We start from the raw sequence: 17,926 nt of genomic DNA, 5'->3' as shown, positions 1-17,926 counted from the left end.
TAACACCTAGAGTTGTTGGGAAATATTGGCAGGGCGCAAGACGGAATTAATCATACTCATGTTTACAGGGGATAAATTCGCGAACTTTTTAATGTTCCCCCCCGCCCCAAACCTATCCCACAGCGGATCAGCAGCTTGTGAGGTCGGCGCAGGTGCGCCGAAGATTAAAGGAAAAAGATTAAAAATTAAAGTTTCAGAGTGGTGGATTGAGCTGAGGACAATCGACAAAAGCCTGATACGCAACAGGCAGGCATCCCCACTTTTTCCTTTTTCCTTTAATCTTTTTCCTTCCACCTAATCCATCGGCTCGAGGATCTCGCGCGGGCTGGAGCCGTTGTCCGGGCCGACGATGCCTTCGTCCTCGAGGATTTCCATGATGCGGGCTGCGCGGTTGTAGCCGATCTTGAGCTTGCGCTGGAGGAAACTGGTCGAGGCGCGCTGATGCGTCTTGATGATGTTGATCGCCTCGGGGACGAGCTCGTCGTCGAAATCGCCCTCTGGGCCGCCACCACCATCGCCGTCCCCGGCCTCGATCTGCTGCTGCACTTCCTCGGCGTATTCGGGCTCGCCATTTTGCTCCTTCAAGTAATCGACAATGCTGTTGATTTCGTCGTCGGACACAAACGCGCCCTGCGCGCGGACGAGGTTGCTCGTGCCCGGCGGGATGAAGAGCATGTCGCCCTTGCCGATCAGCGAGTCCGCGCCCTGCTGGTCGAGGATCGTGCGGCTGTCCACCTTGGACGCCACCTTGAACGAAATACGCGTGGGCAAATTCGCCTTGATGACACCCGTAATGACGTTTACCGACGGGCGCTGCGTCGCGAGGATCAAGTGAATGCCGGCTGCGCGGGCGAGCTGCGCCAAGCGGGCGACGCCGGTTTCGATGTCCTGCGGGGCGACCATCATGAGGTCAGCCAACTCGTCGATAATACAGACGATGTAAGGTAGCTTCTTTTCTGGAATTTCGAACACGCCGTCGTCGCGGGGGACTTCCAATGTGGCTTGCGCGGCGCGCTCCTCGGGGGTCATATCGCCGCCCTGCTCACGCTCGAGCTGCTCCAGCTTGGCCTGCTCTTCCTTGTCCTTGGCGAGCTTCTTATTAAAGCCGGCAATGTTCCGGACGCCCACCTTGGCAAAAATCTGGTAGCGGCGCTCCATCTCGTTGATCAAATATTTCAGCGCGCCGGGCACCTTCTTCGGGTCCGTCACCACGGGGATCAACATATGCGGTAGGTCGTTGTAAACCTGCATTTCGACGACCTTCGGGTCGACCATGATGAAGCGCAAATCTTCCGGCCCCGCGTGGTAAAGCAGCGACGCAATAACTGCGTTGATACAGACCGTTTTACCCGAACCGGTGGAGCCCGCGATGAGCATGTGCGGCATCTTGGTGAGGTCCTCAACGATGGCCTTGCCGGTCACGTCCTTGCCGAGCACGACGGGGATTTCCGCCTTGGAATCAGCCCAGGACTTCGACTCGACAATCTCCTTCATGCAAACCGGCTTCGGGAAGCGGTTCGGCACCTCGACGCCCACTGTGCCCTTGCCGGGCACCGGCGCAATGATGCGCACCGCGTCCGCCTTGAGGCCAAGCGCGATGTTTTTATCCAGATTGAGAATTTTTTCCACGCGGACGCCGGGCGCCGGCGTGACTTCGTAACGCGTAATGACGGGGCCGGTGAGCACCTCGGCCGGCGCGACCTTCACGTTGAACTCTTCCAGGGTCTGGACCAGTTGGTTGGCCATCTCCTCGTAGTTCTGCGGGTCTTCGTGCGCATTGGAGGGCGGGTCGGCCAGCAGGTCAAGCGGCGGGAAAATGTAGTCGCCGCGACGATCCGGGCGATTTGAGTCGGCCTTTTCCGTTTTTTCACTTTCGACAATGGTAATGCCCGCCACGCGGCGCACGACCTTGCCGTCATCTTCGCCATTGGCCACTTTGCGGAACGGCGGTGTAGTCTTTTTGGCAAAAGGCGCATTCGTGCTGCCGTCCTTGTTTTTAAAGGGCGGCGTCGTGGAGTTCGGACGCGGCGGCAGCGAAAACGGCGTGCGAGTTTCGCCAGCTTTGGGCTTCGGCTTGGGCGGGGTAGGCGGCGCGTCGATGATCTCTTCTTCGATCTCAATCTCTTCTTCCTCCAGCGAAAATTGCTCCGCCTCCGGCACATAATCATCCACTGCCGGCTCCGGCTCACCCAAAATAGACGTCCCCAGAGCCAAGGGCTTACGCGGGTTTTTGGGACCATCGTCTGCGAGAATGGCCTTCTTAGTCGTCGGGGGCTTCTTCAGCGTCTTCTTCTTCTTTTCCTCTTGTTCGACAACACGCTTGGCCTCCAGCTCGTCACGCGCACGTTGCTTTTCGAACGCGGCCTTTTGCTTGGCCTTGGCATCGGCGCGGGCGGCGGCATTCACCTGCCGATTACGCAAGTAGGCCGATATGTTATCCGTAAAGAGGAACAGCGAGCTGAAGAACATTGTCGCCGCAAGTAAGAGCGCGTTGCCAAAACTGCCCAGGTATTGGACCGTGTAGCTGTTACACAAAACCTGCCCCAACAAGCCGCCCAGGCCCTGCGGATACGAACTAGACTCCGGCGCTTCAACGACCTTCGCCACCTGCACTCCAGTTGACGCGTCATCCGGCGGCACTGCGCCCCACTGCTCAAAGAGCATTGCGATGCCCGTTACCGACAGAAAAAACAACGCCATCGACAGATAAAGGCGCAGGCGAACCCGATGGGCGCGCTTAAAAATCAACAGATACGCCACCCAGATGAACGCCACCGGGACCAGCCAGGAAACCAGACCGAACATCCGCAGCATGAGGGCGCTGGTCTTCACACCGATTTCACCCGCAAGGTTCGTGGACCCCTCACCCACGTCGCCCACCACAAACTGGTCGGACTGTAGTGGCTCGAAGTCGATCATCGCCACCAACAAAAACAGCCCCACCAGCAGCAGGACGATGCCTAATAACGGGCGCGACTTCTCACGTGGTGCGAAGGACTTCTTTTGCGGTGCAGGTTGCTTTTTTTTGCCAGATCCGGCCATAGGTTAGTCGAAAGATAAGATACCGAGTAGGATTGCGAAAACAAGCCATTAGGCGAAAACGCTACAAACTATGGATAGCATGACCACCAAAGGCGAAAGAGAAAAAGCTTCTTTTTGCCTCCCACTGAATGATTTAGCCCACAAACTGACAGCGTCAGCCCCTGCAATCAACTGGAAATGTAAGGTAGCCACAAGCCCCCGGCAATTGCGCACCGGTTTCACTCGCAAGTAGCGCGCACCGCAAACGCCCTATTGACCCACTTGAGGACAGGGGTAAAGTCTAAGCTGAAATGCGATTCATTACCTTCCAGCCAATCTACCAGCAACGCGTTTGGGGCGGCCGAGGCCTCGAAGCAAAACTCGGGCGCACCCTCCCCGACAACGAGCCCTACGGCGAGTCGTGGGAAGTCGTTGACCGCCCCGAGGCCCAAAGCGTCCTTCAAGGCGCCGGCCTCGATGGCCTCACCATCCGCCAGGCCCTCGAAAAGAACGCTGCCCAGATCATGGGACCCCAATGGGACCCCGCCACCCCTTTCCCCATCCTCGTCAAGTGGCTAGACTGCCAGGAACGCCTGAGCCTCCAGGTTCACCCGCCGGCAGACATCGCACCGAGCCTCGGCGGCGAGCCCAAGACCGAAAATTGGTATGTCGCCGAAACTGATGGCGACGCCGGCATGATCGTGGGCCTCAAAAACGGCGTCACCCGCGACGAGTTTGAAGAGCGCCTCAAAAACGGCACGCTCGAGGAATGCGTCCACCGCATGTCTGTGCAGCCCGGCGAGTCGATGTTTGTCCGCAGCGGCCGCATGCACGCGATCGACGGCGGGAACCTCATCCTCGAAATCCAGCAGAATTCCGACACCACTTACCGCGTCTATGACTGGGGCCGCGTCGGCCTCGACGGCGTTCCGCGCCAGCTCCACATCGACGAGTCCCTCAAGTGCATCAACTTCGACGACTTCGAGCCGGAAACCATCAAGCCCGCCCCCGGCAAGCAAGACCTCGTCGAAAGCGAAATCTTCAACCTGACCAAGTTTGAGCTCAAGGCCGGCGAGCGCCTGGAATTTGCCGCCAACGAGCAGCCCCGCCTGCTCAGCGTCACCCAAGGCAGCGTTCGCGACCTCGAAGACGGGGCCAAGGTGGCCAAGGGCGCCAACGTCCTCCTGCCCTACGACACGGCCTTCACCTTTGTCGCCGCCGAAGACAGCGTGGTGCTGATCACCGACGCCTTCGCCGGAGCCTAATCCCACTTAGTTATAAAGAATAGATCGCCACAAGAAGGCGCAAAAGAGCGCAAGACCAGTAGGCAGCGCAGCAAGTATTTGTGTTTTTTGAGCCTTTTTGCGGCCATTTCCACCTCATGAACCTTCCTGAGGCGGTTCTAAATGAATTTAACGAAGTAGTCCTAAACCTTCCCACCGCGCTGGCCGAGCATGCCGGTTGGCGCGGTTTTTACCCGGCGGACAAACGATTCCCGCACGAAAAAGCTGGCCTGCCGACGCTTCAGCCACACACAATCTACCACACTGCATGGGCCTCTTTAAAATCGTTACCAAGCCGATCGGCTGCATCCTATCCCTCATTGGCGGGCTCGTCGTGCTGGCGGTATTGCTCATCATTGGCTTCGCCTGGGCCGTCGACGAAATGGCCCCGCAGATTGCCGAGTCCGCGATCACCGAGGCCACTGGCTTCCCGACCAGTGTTAAAGACGGCTCCGTCAGCTTCCGCAAACAGTCCTTCACCCTGAAGGACATCACCATCGACAACCCGGAAGACTTCGCCGACCGCGACTTCATGCGCATCGGTGAGCTGACCGTCGGCCTCGACCGCAAAAGCTGGGACGCCGACCACATTGCCCTCAGCGAGATCACGCTCATCATCGACGAGCTCAGCTTCAGCGAAGGCAACTTCGACATGTCCAACCTCGACGCCTTTATCGAGGCCGCCGAGGAAAACTGGGCCCTCGTCGTTCAGCAAATCCACGCCGCAGCCGCCGAGGAAAACCAAACCGTCCCCGAAAAGATCGTCATCAACCAGCTCAACTTCGCCCTCAAACGCGTGAAGCTCGTGGCCTCTGCTGGCGATGAAACCCTTTACCGCGCCATCGACCTCAACTACGACAAGTCGTTTGACAACGTCGACAGCCTGCGCCCGATCATCGAAGCCATCGCCGCCGACCTCAACCAAAGCGGCCTGCCCCAAGTGGCCGGCGACCTCGAAAAAGCCGCCTCCGAGATCGAAAACGACCTCACGCTCAAGCTCCTCCAAAAGCACCTCGAAGAACAATACAAAACCAGCAAAGACACGGAAAACTAAAGCTGCTCAAAGCGGTCGCATTGAAAGTTGTCTGCCACCAGACGACGTGAGAACAGACCAAGTAGAACCCCATTTGAGACTGGAGGGGGGGGGTAAAACCCGATTTTTTAACTAAGAAAGAACACTGCCCCGCCCGCCCGCTCGCCGCAAACGAGGCGCAGGTGGAACGCAGACGGCTTAGGGGCCATCGGCTGGAGCGCGCCGCAACTGGCGTCCGCTACGACAAAGGAAAAATTCCGAACGAAACAGCAGATCAGTTGGGACACGACTCACACGTCGACACGGCGCTGGACAGGCTGGCATAGAGCGTCACGCAAGGCAGCGGATGCGCACAAATCTGGGCGTCGGGCGCCTGCTTGCTGTCACCAAGGCAGGCGGCGAATGGGCCCGTTTGCAAGCGGCCGCCAAGCGCGCGGTCGGATGACCCCGCATGGCGTCGACTGGGATACCCGCAGCGCAAGGCTACGTCGGGCAGCGTGGAATATCAGTAGAGTCATTCATGGCGGTGGATGGGTTAAATGCGAGTGATTGATTGGAGCTCGCCGACCACAGAAGCGTGATCAATTTAACACTAGCAATTCCACGGCCGACGCCAAGCAAAAACATGAACGCGCGAGCATTTTTTTATATATTACACTGCGCCCGCTAACATAAAGTCGCCCTGCTGCATTGCATGGGCGGCGGGTTCCCGCTTTAGTAGACGCGATGGCTGAATTTTTCACCGCGCTGCTGATCTATGAGATCGTTGGTGTCGTCGTGTGCTACCTGCTGACGCGGGGGCGGAGCGCAGACGAGAATCCGCTCAGCATGATGCTGGATGGCGACAGGCTCTACCTGCTTGCTTTTTGCGCGGCGTGGCCGTTGTTGGCTGTTGGTTTGGCCCTGAAGCCATTAAAAAATCAGGCACCGCTCGTGGACCCCACCAAGGCTCAACCGCCCAGTGAATTGATTGGCAAAACCGGCACGGCAATCACGCCCATGCTGCCGATGGGCAAAGTGAGGCTCGATGAATGTCAGCAGATTATTACGGCCAAAAGCGAGCGAGGCGGCATCGATAAAGACCAGCGCGTGACGGTGACTCGCAACCGGACGGGGACTTACGAAGTCAGCGCCCAACGGTAGCGTAGCGCGTTGAAGGGGTGATGGAATAGGGCTGAGAGGCAACGTGGCGGCTTGTCTGGAGACTGCGCCCTACCTCACCACTCCAATGAGGTGCGGCGCGAGGACGCGCCTGCGCTACCCTGGAGTGATGGATTAGGGCTGAGAGGCAGCGTGGCGGCTTGTCTGGAGACTGCGCCCTACCTCACCACTCCAATGGGGTGCGGCGCGGGGACGCGCCTGCGCTACCTGGAGTGATGGATTAGGGCTGAGAGGCAGCGTGGCGGCTTGTCTGGAGACTGCGCCCTACCTTAGGCAGTTCGATTGGCCATTTGCCCATTGGGCAAATTTATGGATGCAACGGCACGTTGCCTAGCGGTCCAGCGGGACGCTGGGCCAGGACTTGGAGCGCGAGACGGCTTCGCGCCAGAGGGACATTTTTTCGAGCGCCTGCGCGCGCTCCATTTGGGGCTCGAAGGTGCGGTCAATTTTCCACTGGGCTGCGATGGCTTGCTCGTTCTTAAAGACATCCGTCGCGAGGCCCGCGAGGTAGGCCGCGCCGAGAGCGGTCGTCTCGGTATTTTGCGGGCGGACGACTGGCGCGCCAAGGAGGTCGGCTTGGAACTGCATGAGGAGATCGTTGTTGGAGGCACCGCCATCGACGCGCAGCTCCTTGAGCGGGATGCCGCTGTCGGCGTTCATGGCGTCGAGCAGCTCGGTGCTTTGGAAGGCGATGGACTCCAGCGCGGCCCGGCAAATGTGCGCGGCGGTCGTGCCACGGGTCAGGCCAACGATTGTGCCGCGGGCAGCGGGGTCCCAATGCGGGGCGCCGAGGCCGGTGAACGCGGGCACCAGCATCACGCCGCCGGTGTCTTTCACGCTGGCCGCGAGGGGCTCGCTTTCGCTGGCAGTGTGAATCATGCGCAGGCCGTCGCGCAGCCATTGGATCACCGCGCCGCCGACGAACACACTGCCTTCGATGGCGTATTTGCGGCGGCGGCCTTTGACCTGCCACGCTACCGTCGTGAGCAAATTATTCTCCGAAGCCACAGGCTTTTCACCGGTTTGCTGGAGCAGGAAACAGCCGGTGCCGTAGGTGTTCTTGGCCGTGCCTTTTTTGAAACACGTCTGGCCAAAGAGCGCGGCATGCTGGTCACCCGCGACACCAGCGATGGCGGCGGCGCCGAAGTCCGCGCATTGCCCGAAATCTCCCGACGACGGGCGCACCTCGGGGAGCATGGCGCGGGGCATGCCCAGCCACTTGAGCAGCTCGTCGTCCCACTCGCCGGTGTGGATGTTGAACAGCAGCGTGCGGCTGGCGTTGGAGGGGTCGGTTGCGTGGACCTCGCCACCGGTCAGGTTCCAGATCAGCCACGTATCAACGGTGCCAAAACAGAGGTCGCCACGCTCGGCGGCAGCGCGGGCACCATCGACGTTGTCCAGAATCCAACGCACCTTGGTGCCGGAAAAATACGGATCGAGCACGAGGCCGGTTTTCTCGAGAATGCCCTTGGCCTTGCCGGACTTTTTCAGCTTCGCGCAGAAGTCGGCGGTGCGGCGGTCTTGCCACACGATGGCGCGGTAGATCGGCTTGCCGGTTTGGCGGTCCCACACGATGGTGGTCTCGCGCTGGTTCGTGATGCCCACGCCGGCGAGGTCGCGCCCGCGAAGACCGGCCTGCCCGAGCGCCTCGGCGGCCACAGCGCTTTGCGAAGACCAGATTTCGAGCGGGTCGTGCTCTACCCAACCCGACTCCGGGAAGTATTGCGGGAACTCCTTTTGCGCGGAGGCAACGGCCTGGCCGTCGGCGTTAAAAACAATGGCTCGGGAACTGGTCGTTCCCTGATCGAGGGCAAGGAGGTAACGTTTCGGCATATCGGGGATAAGTTTGCCTACAGCCTATCCGCTTCCCCTAGCGTGTCAAATTCCGGCGACGTCGAAATCAGCCAATCAGCGCCTGATAAACCAAGCGTTTATAGACGTCCATGACGCCGGTGGGGACTTCTGCCCGGACCTGGATCATGATCATCACGACCATCTCTTCCTCAGGATTCATCCATACTTGCGTGCCCGCGGCGCCGCCCCAACCAAAGTCGCCCAGCGAACTCAGACAGCGCGTTTTGGCGACGTCGGTCACGACGGATACGCCGAGCCCAAAGCGAAATTGCTGGGTGCCGATTTGCAGGTCCGGATGCGCCTCGGGTAGGTGGTCGAGTGTCATCAGCTCCACGGTTTTCCGGCCAAGGATGCGCACGCCATCAAGCTCCCCCTGACGCAACAGCATCGTGGCGAAGCGCAGGTAATCGCGGGTGCTGGACACCAGGCCGCCGGCCGCGCTGTGGAATGTTTTTTCGCGCACAAAAAGACTGTCCGCCTCGTTGCCCATGATCGGGGTCAGCGAGCCGTCCTTGGCGTAACGGTAGCACACCGCGAGGCGCTCGCGTTTTTCCTCTGGCACGTCAAAGCCGGTGTCGACCATGTCGAGCGGGTCGAAGATGCGGTCGCGCAGGAAGTTGGCGAAAGGCTGCTCGCTGACGATCTCCACGATGCGCGCGAGGACGTCGGTCTGGTAGCCGTAGATCCACTTTTCGCCTGGCTGGGAAATGAGCGGGCGCGCGCCGAGCTCGTCAGCAAAGGTCGCCAGCGTGCGGTCGGACTCGATCAGTTTTTCCAGGTTGTAATCGTTGGGCAAGCCGCCGGTGTGGCGGAGCAGGTCGTAAATCGTGGTGGGGCGGTTGGCGGCGACGAGTGAGCCATCTTCGAGCTGCACCTGCTGGTCGGCAAAGGCAGGAATGTATTTGCTGACGGGATCGTTGAGATCGATCAGCCCCTCTTCGTAAACAATCATTGCCGCGACCGAGGTGATGATCTTCGTCATCGAATAAATGCGGAAGAGCGTGGTGTCGCTCATCGGCGTTTGCTTCTCGCGGTCGGCATAGCCCTGGACATTGAAGTGGCAGAGCTGGTCTTTGCGAGTGACGAGCGTGACCGCTCCGACGAGTTTGCCGTCCGCAATGAAGCGGGCGATGTGGGCATCCGCGCGTTGAAGGCGGGCGGAGCAAAGGCCGAGCGATTCGGGAATGACAGGTTTTGGATCAGACATGGCGTTGTTGGGGGATGGCTAAATTAACCCCCAGTCAAACGCGATTGGTCAAGCGCAAAGGGCATACACCAAGTCGTCGAAAATGATTTACGCAGGCGAGCATGCCTCGCAACCTGACATTTCGCATGGCCAAAAAATTATCCACCGACGCAGTCATCATCCTGAGCATCGTGCTGTTTGCCGCAGCGATGTTTGTCATGAAAATGCGGAGCATCGGCAACGCGAAGGCCTACCACGAACAGACCCTCATCTGCGAATACGAGAGCGGCGGTGTGGCGTGTATGCTCTCCATGACCGAGGGCCAGCTGACCTACGCTGTGCTGGTGACGGCCGAAGATTTCCGCCTCACCGACAGCTCCGGCAAGTGGCGGGAAAAGGACGACGCCCCGGCCGACTACACCGGCTATGTGCGCTTTCAAGCCGAGGGCGACCAGCTAAAGCACTTCGTGCCGATCAAGCGCCGTGGCGAGATTTCCATTGTCGCAGTTGACGGAGCGATCACCACTGCGCCCGACGCATTCGTGCTACCCAATGGCGCAACCAAGCTGGAGGACGGCCACTTCGACCTGGAGCGCTACCCGCAGTTCAAGGAAATCGCGGCTACTTTTGCGCATAGCCAACAGCCCAGCAAGCCAGCATCTGTTAACTGATCGTAAAAGGTTTCAGGGGGGCAAAAGCAGCATCGCCATTGCCAGAATGCTTTGGCGAAATGCGTTACCTAAAGTGATATATTGAAAACGCACTCAAATCCCCCTATGAGTCATTTCCTACCAAACTGCCACCACTGGCGGACGCATCTTTGCGTCGCCGCGCTGCTGTGTGCGTCATCCCTGATGCCTGCGGCCACGGTCCCAACGACCGATCCGACAATCGATCCCGCCGACTACGCGCCCTTTGATGACGCGCTGATCGGCGAGCATCCGCGCCTGTTGTTTGACGACATTGGGCTCGCCGAAATCCAGGCCAACCTCGGCAGTGAGCCACTGCTCACGCACTACAACAAGCTGCTCGGCTACCTCGGCGCATCGAAAGTTCCAGCGAGTTCCAGCTTCCAAACCGACGCCACCGAAGCCCAGCGCCAAGGGCTCTGGCGAATGCCCACCGTGGCCCTCCACTACGCGCTGACCGGCGACACGACCTCCCGCGACCGCACCCTCGCCTACATGCAGTGGCTCGACAGCTACACCGATTGGGAAACGGGCACGGAGGCGAACTCCGGCATGGCCGCGGCGAACATGATGATCGGCGCCGCCATTTGCTACGACCTCATGTATGACTACCTGGGCACGGCTGACCCGACTTTCCGTGAGCAGTTTCGCCAAAAGATTTTTTACCACGCACGCGCGCTGTATCACCTTGGGCACCTCGGCGGCCAAGGCGGCTACTGGCAGGTGGACCCGCAAAACAACCACCGCTGGCACCGCAATGCCGGGCTGGCATTGTGCATGCTCGCCGCCTACGAGGGCGACCCCGACGAAGAATGGCTGCTGCGCGAGGTCTTTGACGAGTTGGCCTTCGTGGCGGAGTATTTGCCCGACGATGGCACGTCCCACGAGTCGCCGAGCTACCAGGTTTTCGGCGGCACACACCTGACCCTCGCCCTCGATGCGGCGGACCGCTGCTTCGGCACCAACTACCTCGACCTGCCCTTCTATCAAAACGTCGTGTCATTCCAAATGCACACCATCGCGCCGGGCTTCGGGCATTACTTCATGTTTGGCGACGGCGGAGACAGCGCCGGCAACTATGGCCAATTTGAAATGCTTGCCGCCGCGCGCCACGGTCAGGCCGATCTGCAAAACGCCATCGACTACCACCTCACTCAAAACAGCAATGCCTACGCCTACGGCTGGATGGGCCTCATCTGGCGCGGCACGAGCGACCTGGGCGGCGATTATCACAACCTGCCACTCATTGCGCATTTCGAAGACCTCGGCCTCACCTACATGCGCGAGGGTTGGGATAACAACGACGCCGGCGCGATGTTCATTGCCCCCGTGTTCGGCGGCCTGCGGCTCAACGACTATCGCAACGCCAACGGAGGCGCCTACGTGAACGTCGCCCACGACGACCCCAACGCCAACAGCTTCATCCTCTTCAAAGAAGACGAGTGGGTCGCCGAAACCGACCGCTATTCATACAGCAAAAAATCCTCCAACCACAACACGATCCTCGTCGACGGCGTGGGCCAGCGTTCCCAGGGCCGCGCCGAGGGCATGACCTACACCCAGCCGGGAACCGGCGGCCAGGACATGACCGAGATGGCGCACATCACCTGGATCGAGGACAACGGCGATGTGGTCATTACCGAAGGCGAGGCCGAGGGCGGGTATCTCGGCGCGCTGAGCCGCTACCGGCGCTCCTTCATTTGGAAGCCCGGCGATTACGTGCTGGTGCTGGACGACATTCGCGCCGACGTCGACCGCCAGATCGACTGGCTGATTCAGTCCAGCGGCATCACCACCCGCGACGCCGCCAACCTGCAATATACGCTCGTGAAAAACGCTGCCAGTTGCGAGTTCGACATCGCGGCCACGGAATCTCTCAGCAGCGCGATCACGACCTCCACCGCTGACAACCGCAACAGCTCGCTCGGTTGGCAGCAGCTGCAACTAACCGCCGCCGCCACGCAAAACCTGCAACTGGCCAGCGTTTATGATTTGTGGGATCACGGCGCGCTGACCGTCACCCTGAGCAACGTCTCCGTCAGCGGCGCCACCGTGACCGTGTCTGGCAACGGCATCAGCGACGAGTGGAGCTGGGCTTTTGCGCCCGATGCCGCCACCGCCTCGGACATCGCTTTGAAAGCCGCGCCCACCATCTACGAAGACCCGACCGGCGGCGATGTCGGGGTCAACGAATCCGCCACGCTGACCGTGGCCCGCGGCGGGCTGGGCCCCGTCAACTACGAGTGGTATCAAGGCGCAGTCGGCGACACGAGCACGCCCGTGGGCGGCGATTCGCCAACACTCGACACGGGCTCACTCTCGGCCCCCTCCTCGTTTTGGGTGCGTATCACCAGCGACTACGGCTCGACCGACAGCGCGGCGTTTGTGGTCAATTTAACCAGCGGCTTCCTGCTGTGGGTCGACAACAACATCAGCGCCGGAGACACCGGTGAGGAAGGCGACCCCGACGGCGACGGCTTGGCCAACTTTCTCGAATACGCCCTGGGCATGGACCCCGCGCAGCCCACCCAACGGCGGCCAGACGTCACGACGAATGCAGGGCAGATAGAGCTGCAATTCTCCGTGCCAGAAACCGCCTTGATGGATGTGCTGTACGAAGTGCAAACTTCGCCCGCGCTCAATGGCGTCTGGACTACGGTGCTCACCAAAACCACCAACAGCGACTGGACCGGCAGCGCCAATTTCAGCGTGGACGCCCTTGCAGATGGCTATCGCCCGATCACGGTCGAGCTAGCGGCGGGTCAGTTTATCCGCCTGAAGGTTACGCGTATTTCCTACGAATAATACAGCCGGTATTGGGGCACAAAAAATCCCCAAAGAACCCGGGGAACGGCCAGGGGGAGAACAAGTCTCCCCCCGGCATGATTGCAGCAGCAATAATAGTTATAGTAGCGTCTATTATAGACTTAAGAATTGCACAGTATAGAAATCGGATCGATCTAAGCAAGAACGTATCAGCGCCTAGGGTGAATTCGCCGATTCTGCCGCCATACAGCCCTATTCAGATTTGAACCAGTGGATTGCTCTTTTTCTCGACGCCAACGGAAGTTGACGGCCCATGCCCCGGATAGAGTAAGGTATTGTCCGGTAGGGTGTATATTTCGTTGAGGAAAGTTTGACGCAGGACCTCTGTGCTCCCACCAGGCAGATCAGTGCGACCATAACTGCCAGCAAAAATCACATCGCCCACGAAGGCAGCAGCCTCATCAGCAAAGTAGAAAGTGACGTTGCCCGGGCAATGACCCGGCGTGTGGCGTACCTCGATTGAGTGGCCCAGCAACTCCAGCGGCTTGGTAACATCATACCAGTGGTCAACCTGCGGGACTTCCACCTTGCCCGGCATGCCAAACATCGCCATCTGCTGCGGCAGGTAGTTGAGCAGCTCTCGGTCGTCCTCGTGCGCGTAAACGGGGATGCCCTGTCGGTTAAACTCCGCAGCGCCGAGCACGTGGTCGAAGTGCCCGTGCGTGAGCAGCACCGCCTTGAGCGTGAGGCCGTCGCCATCGAGCCGCGGAGCAATCGTCTCCCAGGCAGAAAGCGGAGCGTCGATTAGAACGGCCTCGCCGCGGCTGGCGTCGCTGAGCAAGTAGGCATTGGTGCCGATGGGCGGAAGTTCGAAGACATCGATTTGCATGCCCCTTCCCTACCGCAAATTTCGCCATCGGAAAATTTTTTTCGTCGAAATTCGAATAAACCTCCGCCGCCGCTCGTTCAACCAGCGAACATCAACACCCAGCAAACCATGAAAAACATCCTGAAATTCGGAGCAACCTGCGCGCTCATCCTGGGCATCAGCGCCCTACCCGCCAAAGCCCGCGGCGGCCACCACAACCACAACGACGAAGCTCTGGCTGCCTTGGGCGGCTTCATCGGCGGCGTCATCCTTTCGGAGTCCCTCCACGATCACCAACCCGTGCGCGAGGAAGTCTATGTCCACTATGAGCAAGACCACGGCCGCTACGACCAGCATCGCAACCTTGACCGGGGCCCCAAGGACCGCTTTAGCAAATACTCCCCCCGCCCTGGCAAAAGCTACGACAAGCAATGCCGAAACAACCGTGGACACGAAAAATGCGGCTGTGGCGGCGGCCGCTGGAAAGTTGTCGAACGCCGTGTCTATGTGCCCGTCTCCTACACCTGGCGCTACAACTCCTGCGGCGTGAAGATCCGTGTCCGCCAAGGCGGCTGCTATAAGACTGTCCGCGAACGTATCTGGATCGGCCGCCACCGCAGCAACTGCCGCTTCGGCTGAGCCGCCGCTAGTTGCTTCCCCAAGTGACCACAAGGCGGGCGAAGGGAGACATCCTTTCGCCTCGCCTTTTTCTGTCATCCGCAGCTAACCTTTACCCTGATGAAAGACGCCGACGCACAATTGCTCATGCGCTTCTACGACGGGGAATGCTCCCCCGCCGAGGAGGACGCCGCCGGCCGTCTCATCCGCGAAGAGCCCGAGGCGATGCCGTGGCTCGACGCATTGGCCGCACAACAGGAGCGTTTTGAAAACCTGCCCCCCGTGCTGAGCGAGCTTGCCATCGAGCAGGATTGGCAATCGCTCAAAGAGCAGCTCGCGCCCACGGCCACACCGAGCCAACCCAAGAAATCGAACCTGGTCTGGCCACGCTTTTGGACGGCCAGCGCGGCGGCGGCCATCATTTTATTCGCCGCCATTGCCTTCCTGTTGCCCGGCAACGATGCGACTGCTCAGGCCGTAACGCCCAACATCGTGGACTCCGTGGAAACGGATATCGAGGGCGCGACACCGATCATTTACGTGGACCAGGAGTCCGGCTGGTCCGTGGTCTGGGTTGACGAAGCCGCTGCGACCGCGAGTTAAGCTCCCGACGCAAAGAGCTATTACTCACTTAGCCAATGGCACTAAGCATCTGCCGTTGAGCGGCAGGCACGCGCTGGATTTTTGCCCTGATCAGAATACTCCAATAGGCAAAAAACTTCATTCAGACAGTAAAAGCCTACCTGAATGCGCCCTGTTTTACGTATTTTTTCTTTGCATTCTATGATATTCGCATAGTCCTAGCTGTTGCTTAGATAAGCCCGGCTGCGATGCTATTTAACTCTTACGAATTCATACTCGCCTTTCTGCCATTGGCGGTGATCGGCTATTACCTGCTTGCGCGCTTTTTCAATAAAGAGACGGCGCAAAGCTGGCTGATCGCAGTGTCGCTGTTTTACTACGGTTGGTGGAACCCGATTTATCTGGGCCTCGTGTTGGGCTCGGCGCTCGTCAATTTCGGCATGGGCGCAGCGATTAGCTACTACACGCGCGGACGACGGCCGAACCTCTTGGTCACGCTGATCGGCGTGTTCATGAACCTCGCTCTGCTCGGCTATTTCAAATACGCGAACTTCTTCGTGGATAACATCAATGCCGTGCTCGAAGTCGGCTGGACGCTGGATAAAGTCATCCTGCCGCTGGCGATCTCGTTTTTCACCTTCCAACAAATTGCCTACCTGGTCGATTGCTACGAGGACAACGCGCCGCTGTATGAATTTCGCGAATACCTGCTGTTTGTGGTGTTTTTCCCGCAGCTAATCGCTGGCCCCATCGTCCACCACAAGGAGATGATGCCGCAATTTGAGCACGAAGACACTTATCGTCTGAAGTGGGATAACATTGCCATTGGCCTAACCTTTTTCGCCTTCGGGTTGTTCAAAAAAGTCGTCATCGCGGACGCCATTGGCGCACAGGCCAGCGAGGTCTTTGCCGCAGCGAACAACGGGCTGCCGCTCTACAGCTGGGAAGCCTGGGCCGGCGCGCTGGCCTACACGATGCAGATCTACTTCGACTTCTCCGGCTACACAGATATGGCCATCGGCCTGGCGCTACTCTTTGGCATTCGCCTGCCGCTGAATTTCCTCTCCCCCTACAAGGCTGCCAGCATCATCGACTTCTGGCGTCGCTGGCACATGACGCTTTCCCGCTTCCTGCGTGACTACGTTTACATCACCCTCGGTGGCAACCGCAAAGGCCCCGTCATGCGCGACGTGAATTTGATGGCAACGATGTTCCTGGGCGGCATCTGGCACGGCGCGGGTTGGACCTTCGTGCTCTGGGGTGTGCTTCACGGCGCTTTCCTCCTGATCAACCACCACTTCCGCCGTCTCCAGAGTAAGCTGCCCTTCACAGGCAAACTGGCAGGCGGCAAGTTCCCCGTTGGTAAGATTGCCGGAGTCGGCTTAACGTTCTTGTGCGTGGTGCTGGCTTGGGTGCTCTTCCGCGCGGAAGACTTTTTTGCCGCATCAGCAGTTTATCAGGCGATGTTTGGGCTGGCCGATGTCTCCGAGCACACCGCCTTGTTCAAGCCACAGATTTTCGGTTTCCTGGCCGCCTTGACCGCGTTCTGCTGGTTTAGCCCGAATCTCGCCCAACTGATGGCCAACTACTTCCAACCACCCGAGGGCGACAGCGCACCCAATGTTGAGCCAGCCAAGCTGGCCTGGCAACCCACGGTCATCTGGGCCGTGGTCACCGCGCTGCTCTTCCTGACGGCGTTCCTCTCCCTGTCCAACCGCAGTGAATTCCTCTACTACCAATTTTAGGACCGGCGATGAGTGAGCATAAGAAAACTTTTGGCAAATACCTGGCGACGCTCGCGATCGTGATCGTCACCGGGCTGCTCCTCGATGGCGGGATCAATTACTTCATCGATCCCTATGGCATCTTCGGCCAGAACAGCCTCGGCATTTACACCAGCCAGGACCGCCATACCAAGCCTCCGCTCTACCAGCAGGGTAACTTCAATGCGGTCCTGCTTGGCAACAGCAAACCAGGCATGATCCCCACGGAAAAGGTAAAAGGCTACAATGTATTCAATGCCAGCTTTGGCGGGGCAACCCCGGAAGAACTTTACTACTTTGCCGATCACTACATCGACAGCGGAGACGTCGCCATCCTGATGCTCGACTTCTGGAGCTTTCGCGAAACCGAGCCCCTCAAGCCAGACCCCTTTCAACCACCCGGCTTTACCGAGACGCTTGACCACATTTTCAGCATACAATCACTGGATGACTCTATTAAAACAATACGCCGCAACCTGCAGGGCTCCGATCCCACCTTCGCCCGCAATGGTGCCTTCATCGCAAACCGCTGGTTCGTCCAGAAGTCCACGCCCAATCCCGTCATGGCTGAGCGCGAGTTTAATAAGCACGCAGAATGGTTCAAGGACTTCGCCGTGCTTCCCGAGCGCATGACCTATCTGGCGCAGCTGGCTGAGTTCTTACACGGTCGCGGCATGGTGGCCATTGTCGTCTTCACTCCGATGCATGAGCAGAGCCTGGAGTTGATTGAAGATGCCGACATCCAGCCCGTGGTCGACCAATGGAAAGCTGACGTCAAAGCACTCTTTCCCTACACCATCGACTTAATGGACAGCAAATATTCTAAGCCGGATAAATTCTTTGCCGCTGACCCCACTCACTTCTTGCCGCAAACTGGCGTAGACATGCTCAACCACGATGTCCTTCCCGTCCTCCAGCCACCAATGAGGCGCGATGAATTAGCAACAGAGCCGGAGCTCTCCGTAGACTAGCCGCACCAGAGTTTATTTTTCAAGAGGCAGCACTGCCCCGCCGCCATTTGCCCAATGGGCAAATCTCTGGGTGGAGCCGCAGGCTCCTTTGAGAGTTGACCTAGCGCGTGTGGGCTTCTTAGTTGGCTGGT

At 59.1% G+C, this 17,926-nt stretch carries 14 protein-coding genes; 9 read left to right on the top strand and 5 right to left on the bottom strand.

The window, feature by feature from the left end:
- Window positions 1-6: 6 nt before the first annotated feature.
- The gene (locus tag RBB62_RS08320; protein WP_309398279.1) at window positions 7-294 is read right to left on the bottom strand and encodes a hypothetical protein; all 288 of its coding nucleotides are present in this window, start codon (window positions 292-294) and stop codon (window positions 7-9) included.
- A complete protein-coding gene (locus RBB62_RS08315) occupies window positions 295-3,042 on the bottom strand; it encodes an FtsK/SpoIIIE family DNA translocase (RefSeq protein WP_309398278.1) in 2,748 nt (915 codons plus the stop codon).
- Window positions 3,043-3,332: 290 nt separating this feature from the next.
- Here RBB62_RS08315 and RBB62_RS08310 point away from each other — a divergent pair, with 290 nt between their 5' ends.
- The 3 genes from RBB62_RS08310 (at window position 3,333) to RBB62_RS08300 (ending at window position 6,480) form a co-directional block, all read left to right on the top strand.
- Entirely contained in the window at window positions 3,333-4,286 is a 954-nt protein-coding gene (locus tag RBB62_RS08310) for a type I phosphomannose isomerase catalytic subunit (RefSeq protein ID WP_309398277.1), read from the top strand.
- Between the two features lie 286 nt (window positions 4,287-4,572).
- Window positions 4,573-5,358 (top strand): AsmA family protein, encoded by a 786-nt coding sequence (locus tag RBB62_RS08305; RefSeq protein WP_309398276.1) that lies wholly within the window; start codon window positions 4,573-4,575, stop codon window positions 5,356-5,358.
- A gap of 705 nt (window positions 5,359-6,063) precedes the next feature.
- Window positions 6,064-6,480, top strand: coding sequence for an NfeD family protein (locus RBB62_RS08300; protein ID WP_309398275.1), 417 nt, complete (start codon window positions 6,064-6,066; stop codon window positions 6,478-6,480).
- Window positions 6,481-6,828: 348 nt separating this feature from the next.
- Here RBB62_RS08300 and glpK read toward each other — a convergent pair whose 3' ends face one another.
- Together glpK and RBB62_RS08290 are read right to left on the bottom strand one after the other, a co-directional pair.
- Window positions 6,829-8,331 (bottom strand): glycerol kinase GlpK, encoded by a 1,503-nt coding sequence (gene glpK / locus RBB62_RS08295; RefSeq protein ID WP_309398274.1) that lies wholly within the window; start codon window positions 8,329-8,331, stop codon window positions 6,829-6,831.
- Between the two features lie 67 nt (window positions 8,332-8,398).
- Window positions 8,399-9,559, bottom strand: coding sequence for a serine hydrolase domain-containing protein (locus RBB62_RS08290; protein WP_309398273.1), 1,161 nt, complete (start codon window positions 9,557-9,559; stop codon window positions 8,399-8,401).
- A 125-nt stretch (window positions 9,560-9,684) separates the two neighbouring features.
- Here RBB62_RS08290 and RBB62_RS08285 point away from each other — a divergent pair, with 125 nt between their 5' ends.
- Both RBB62_RS08285 and RBB62_RS08280 read left to right on the top strand, forming a co-directional pair.
- Window positions 9,685-10,209 carry a hypothetical protein gene (locus tag RBB62_RS08285; RefSeq protein ID WP_309398272.1) on the top strand — a complete coding sequence of 175 codons (525 nt, stop codon included), beginning with the start codon at window positions 9,685-9,687 and terminating at the stop codon, window positions 10,207-10,209.
- Between the two features lie 105 nt (window positions 10,210-10,314).
- Window positions 10,315-13,032: a heparinase II/III domain-containing protein gene (locus RBB62_RS08280; RefSeq protein ID WP_309398271.1), complete on the top strand. Its 2,718-nt coding sequence runs from the start codon at window positions 10,315-10,317 to the stop codon at window positions 13,030-13,032.
- A gap of 217 nt (window positions 13,033-13,249) precedes the next feature.
- Here the strand turns inward: RBB62_RS08280 and RBB62_RS08275 are convergent, their stop codons facing one another.
- Window positions 13,250-13,882 carry an MBL fold metallo-hydrolase gene (locus tag RBB62_RS08275; protein WP_309398270.1) on the bottom strand — a complete coding sequence of 211 codons (633 nt, stop codon included), beginning with the start codon at window positions 13,880-13,882 and terminating at the stop codon, window positions 13,250-13,252.
- A 108-nt stretch (window positions 13,883-13,990) separates the two neighbouring features.
- Between RBB62_RS08275 and RBB62_RS08270 the strand changes: the two genes are divergently transcribed.
- From RBB62_RS08270 to RBB62_RS08255, 4 genes are all read left to right on the top strand, one after another.
- Window positions 13,991-14,500: a hypothetical protein gene (locus RBB62_RS08270; RefSeq protein WP_309398269.1), complete on the top strand. Its 510-nt coding sequence runs from the start codon at window positions 13,991-13,993 to the stop codon at window positions 14,498-14,500.
- Between the two features lie 99 nt (window positions 14,501-14,599).
- Complete coding sequence (locus RBB62_RS08265; protein WP_309398268.1) at window positions 14,600-15,082, top strand: hypothetical protein; 483 nt, start codon at window positions 14,600-14,602, stop codon at window positions 15,080-15,082.
- Between the two features lie 227 nt (window positions 15,083-15,309).
- Entirely contained in the window at window positions 15,310-16,806 is a 1,497-nt protein-coding gene (locus RBB62_RS08260; RefSeq protein WP_309398267.1) for an MBOAT family O-acyltransferase, read from the top strand.
- Between the two features lie 8 nt (window positions 16,807-16,814).
- Complete coding sequence (locus tag RBB62_RS08255; protein WP_309398266.1) at window positions 16,815-17,795, top strand: hypothetical protein; 981 nt, start codon at window positions 16,815-16,817, stop codon at window positions 17,793-17,795.
- Window positions 17,796-17,926: the final 131 nt, after the last annotated feature.

Origin of the sequence: Cerasicoccus maritimus (assembly GCA_031296935.1) — a bacterium.
Taxonomy (GTDB): Bacteria; Verrucomicrobiota; Verrucomicrobiia; order Opitutales; family Cerasicoccaceae; genus Cerasicoccus; species Cerasicoccus maritimus.
This window is presented reverse-complemented; position numbering and strand designations above follow the sequence as displayed.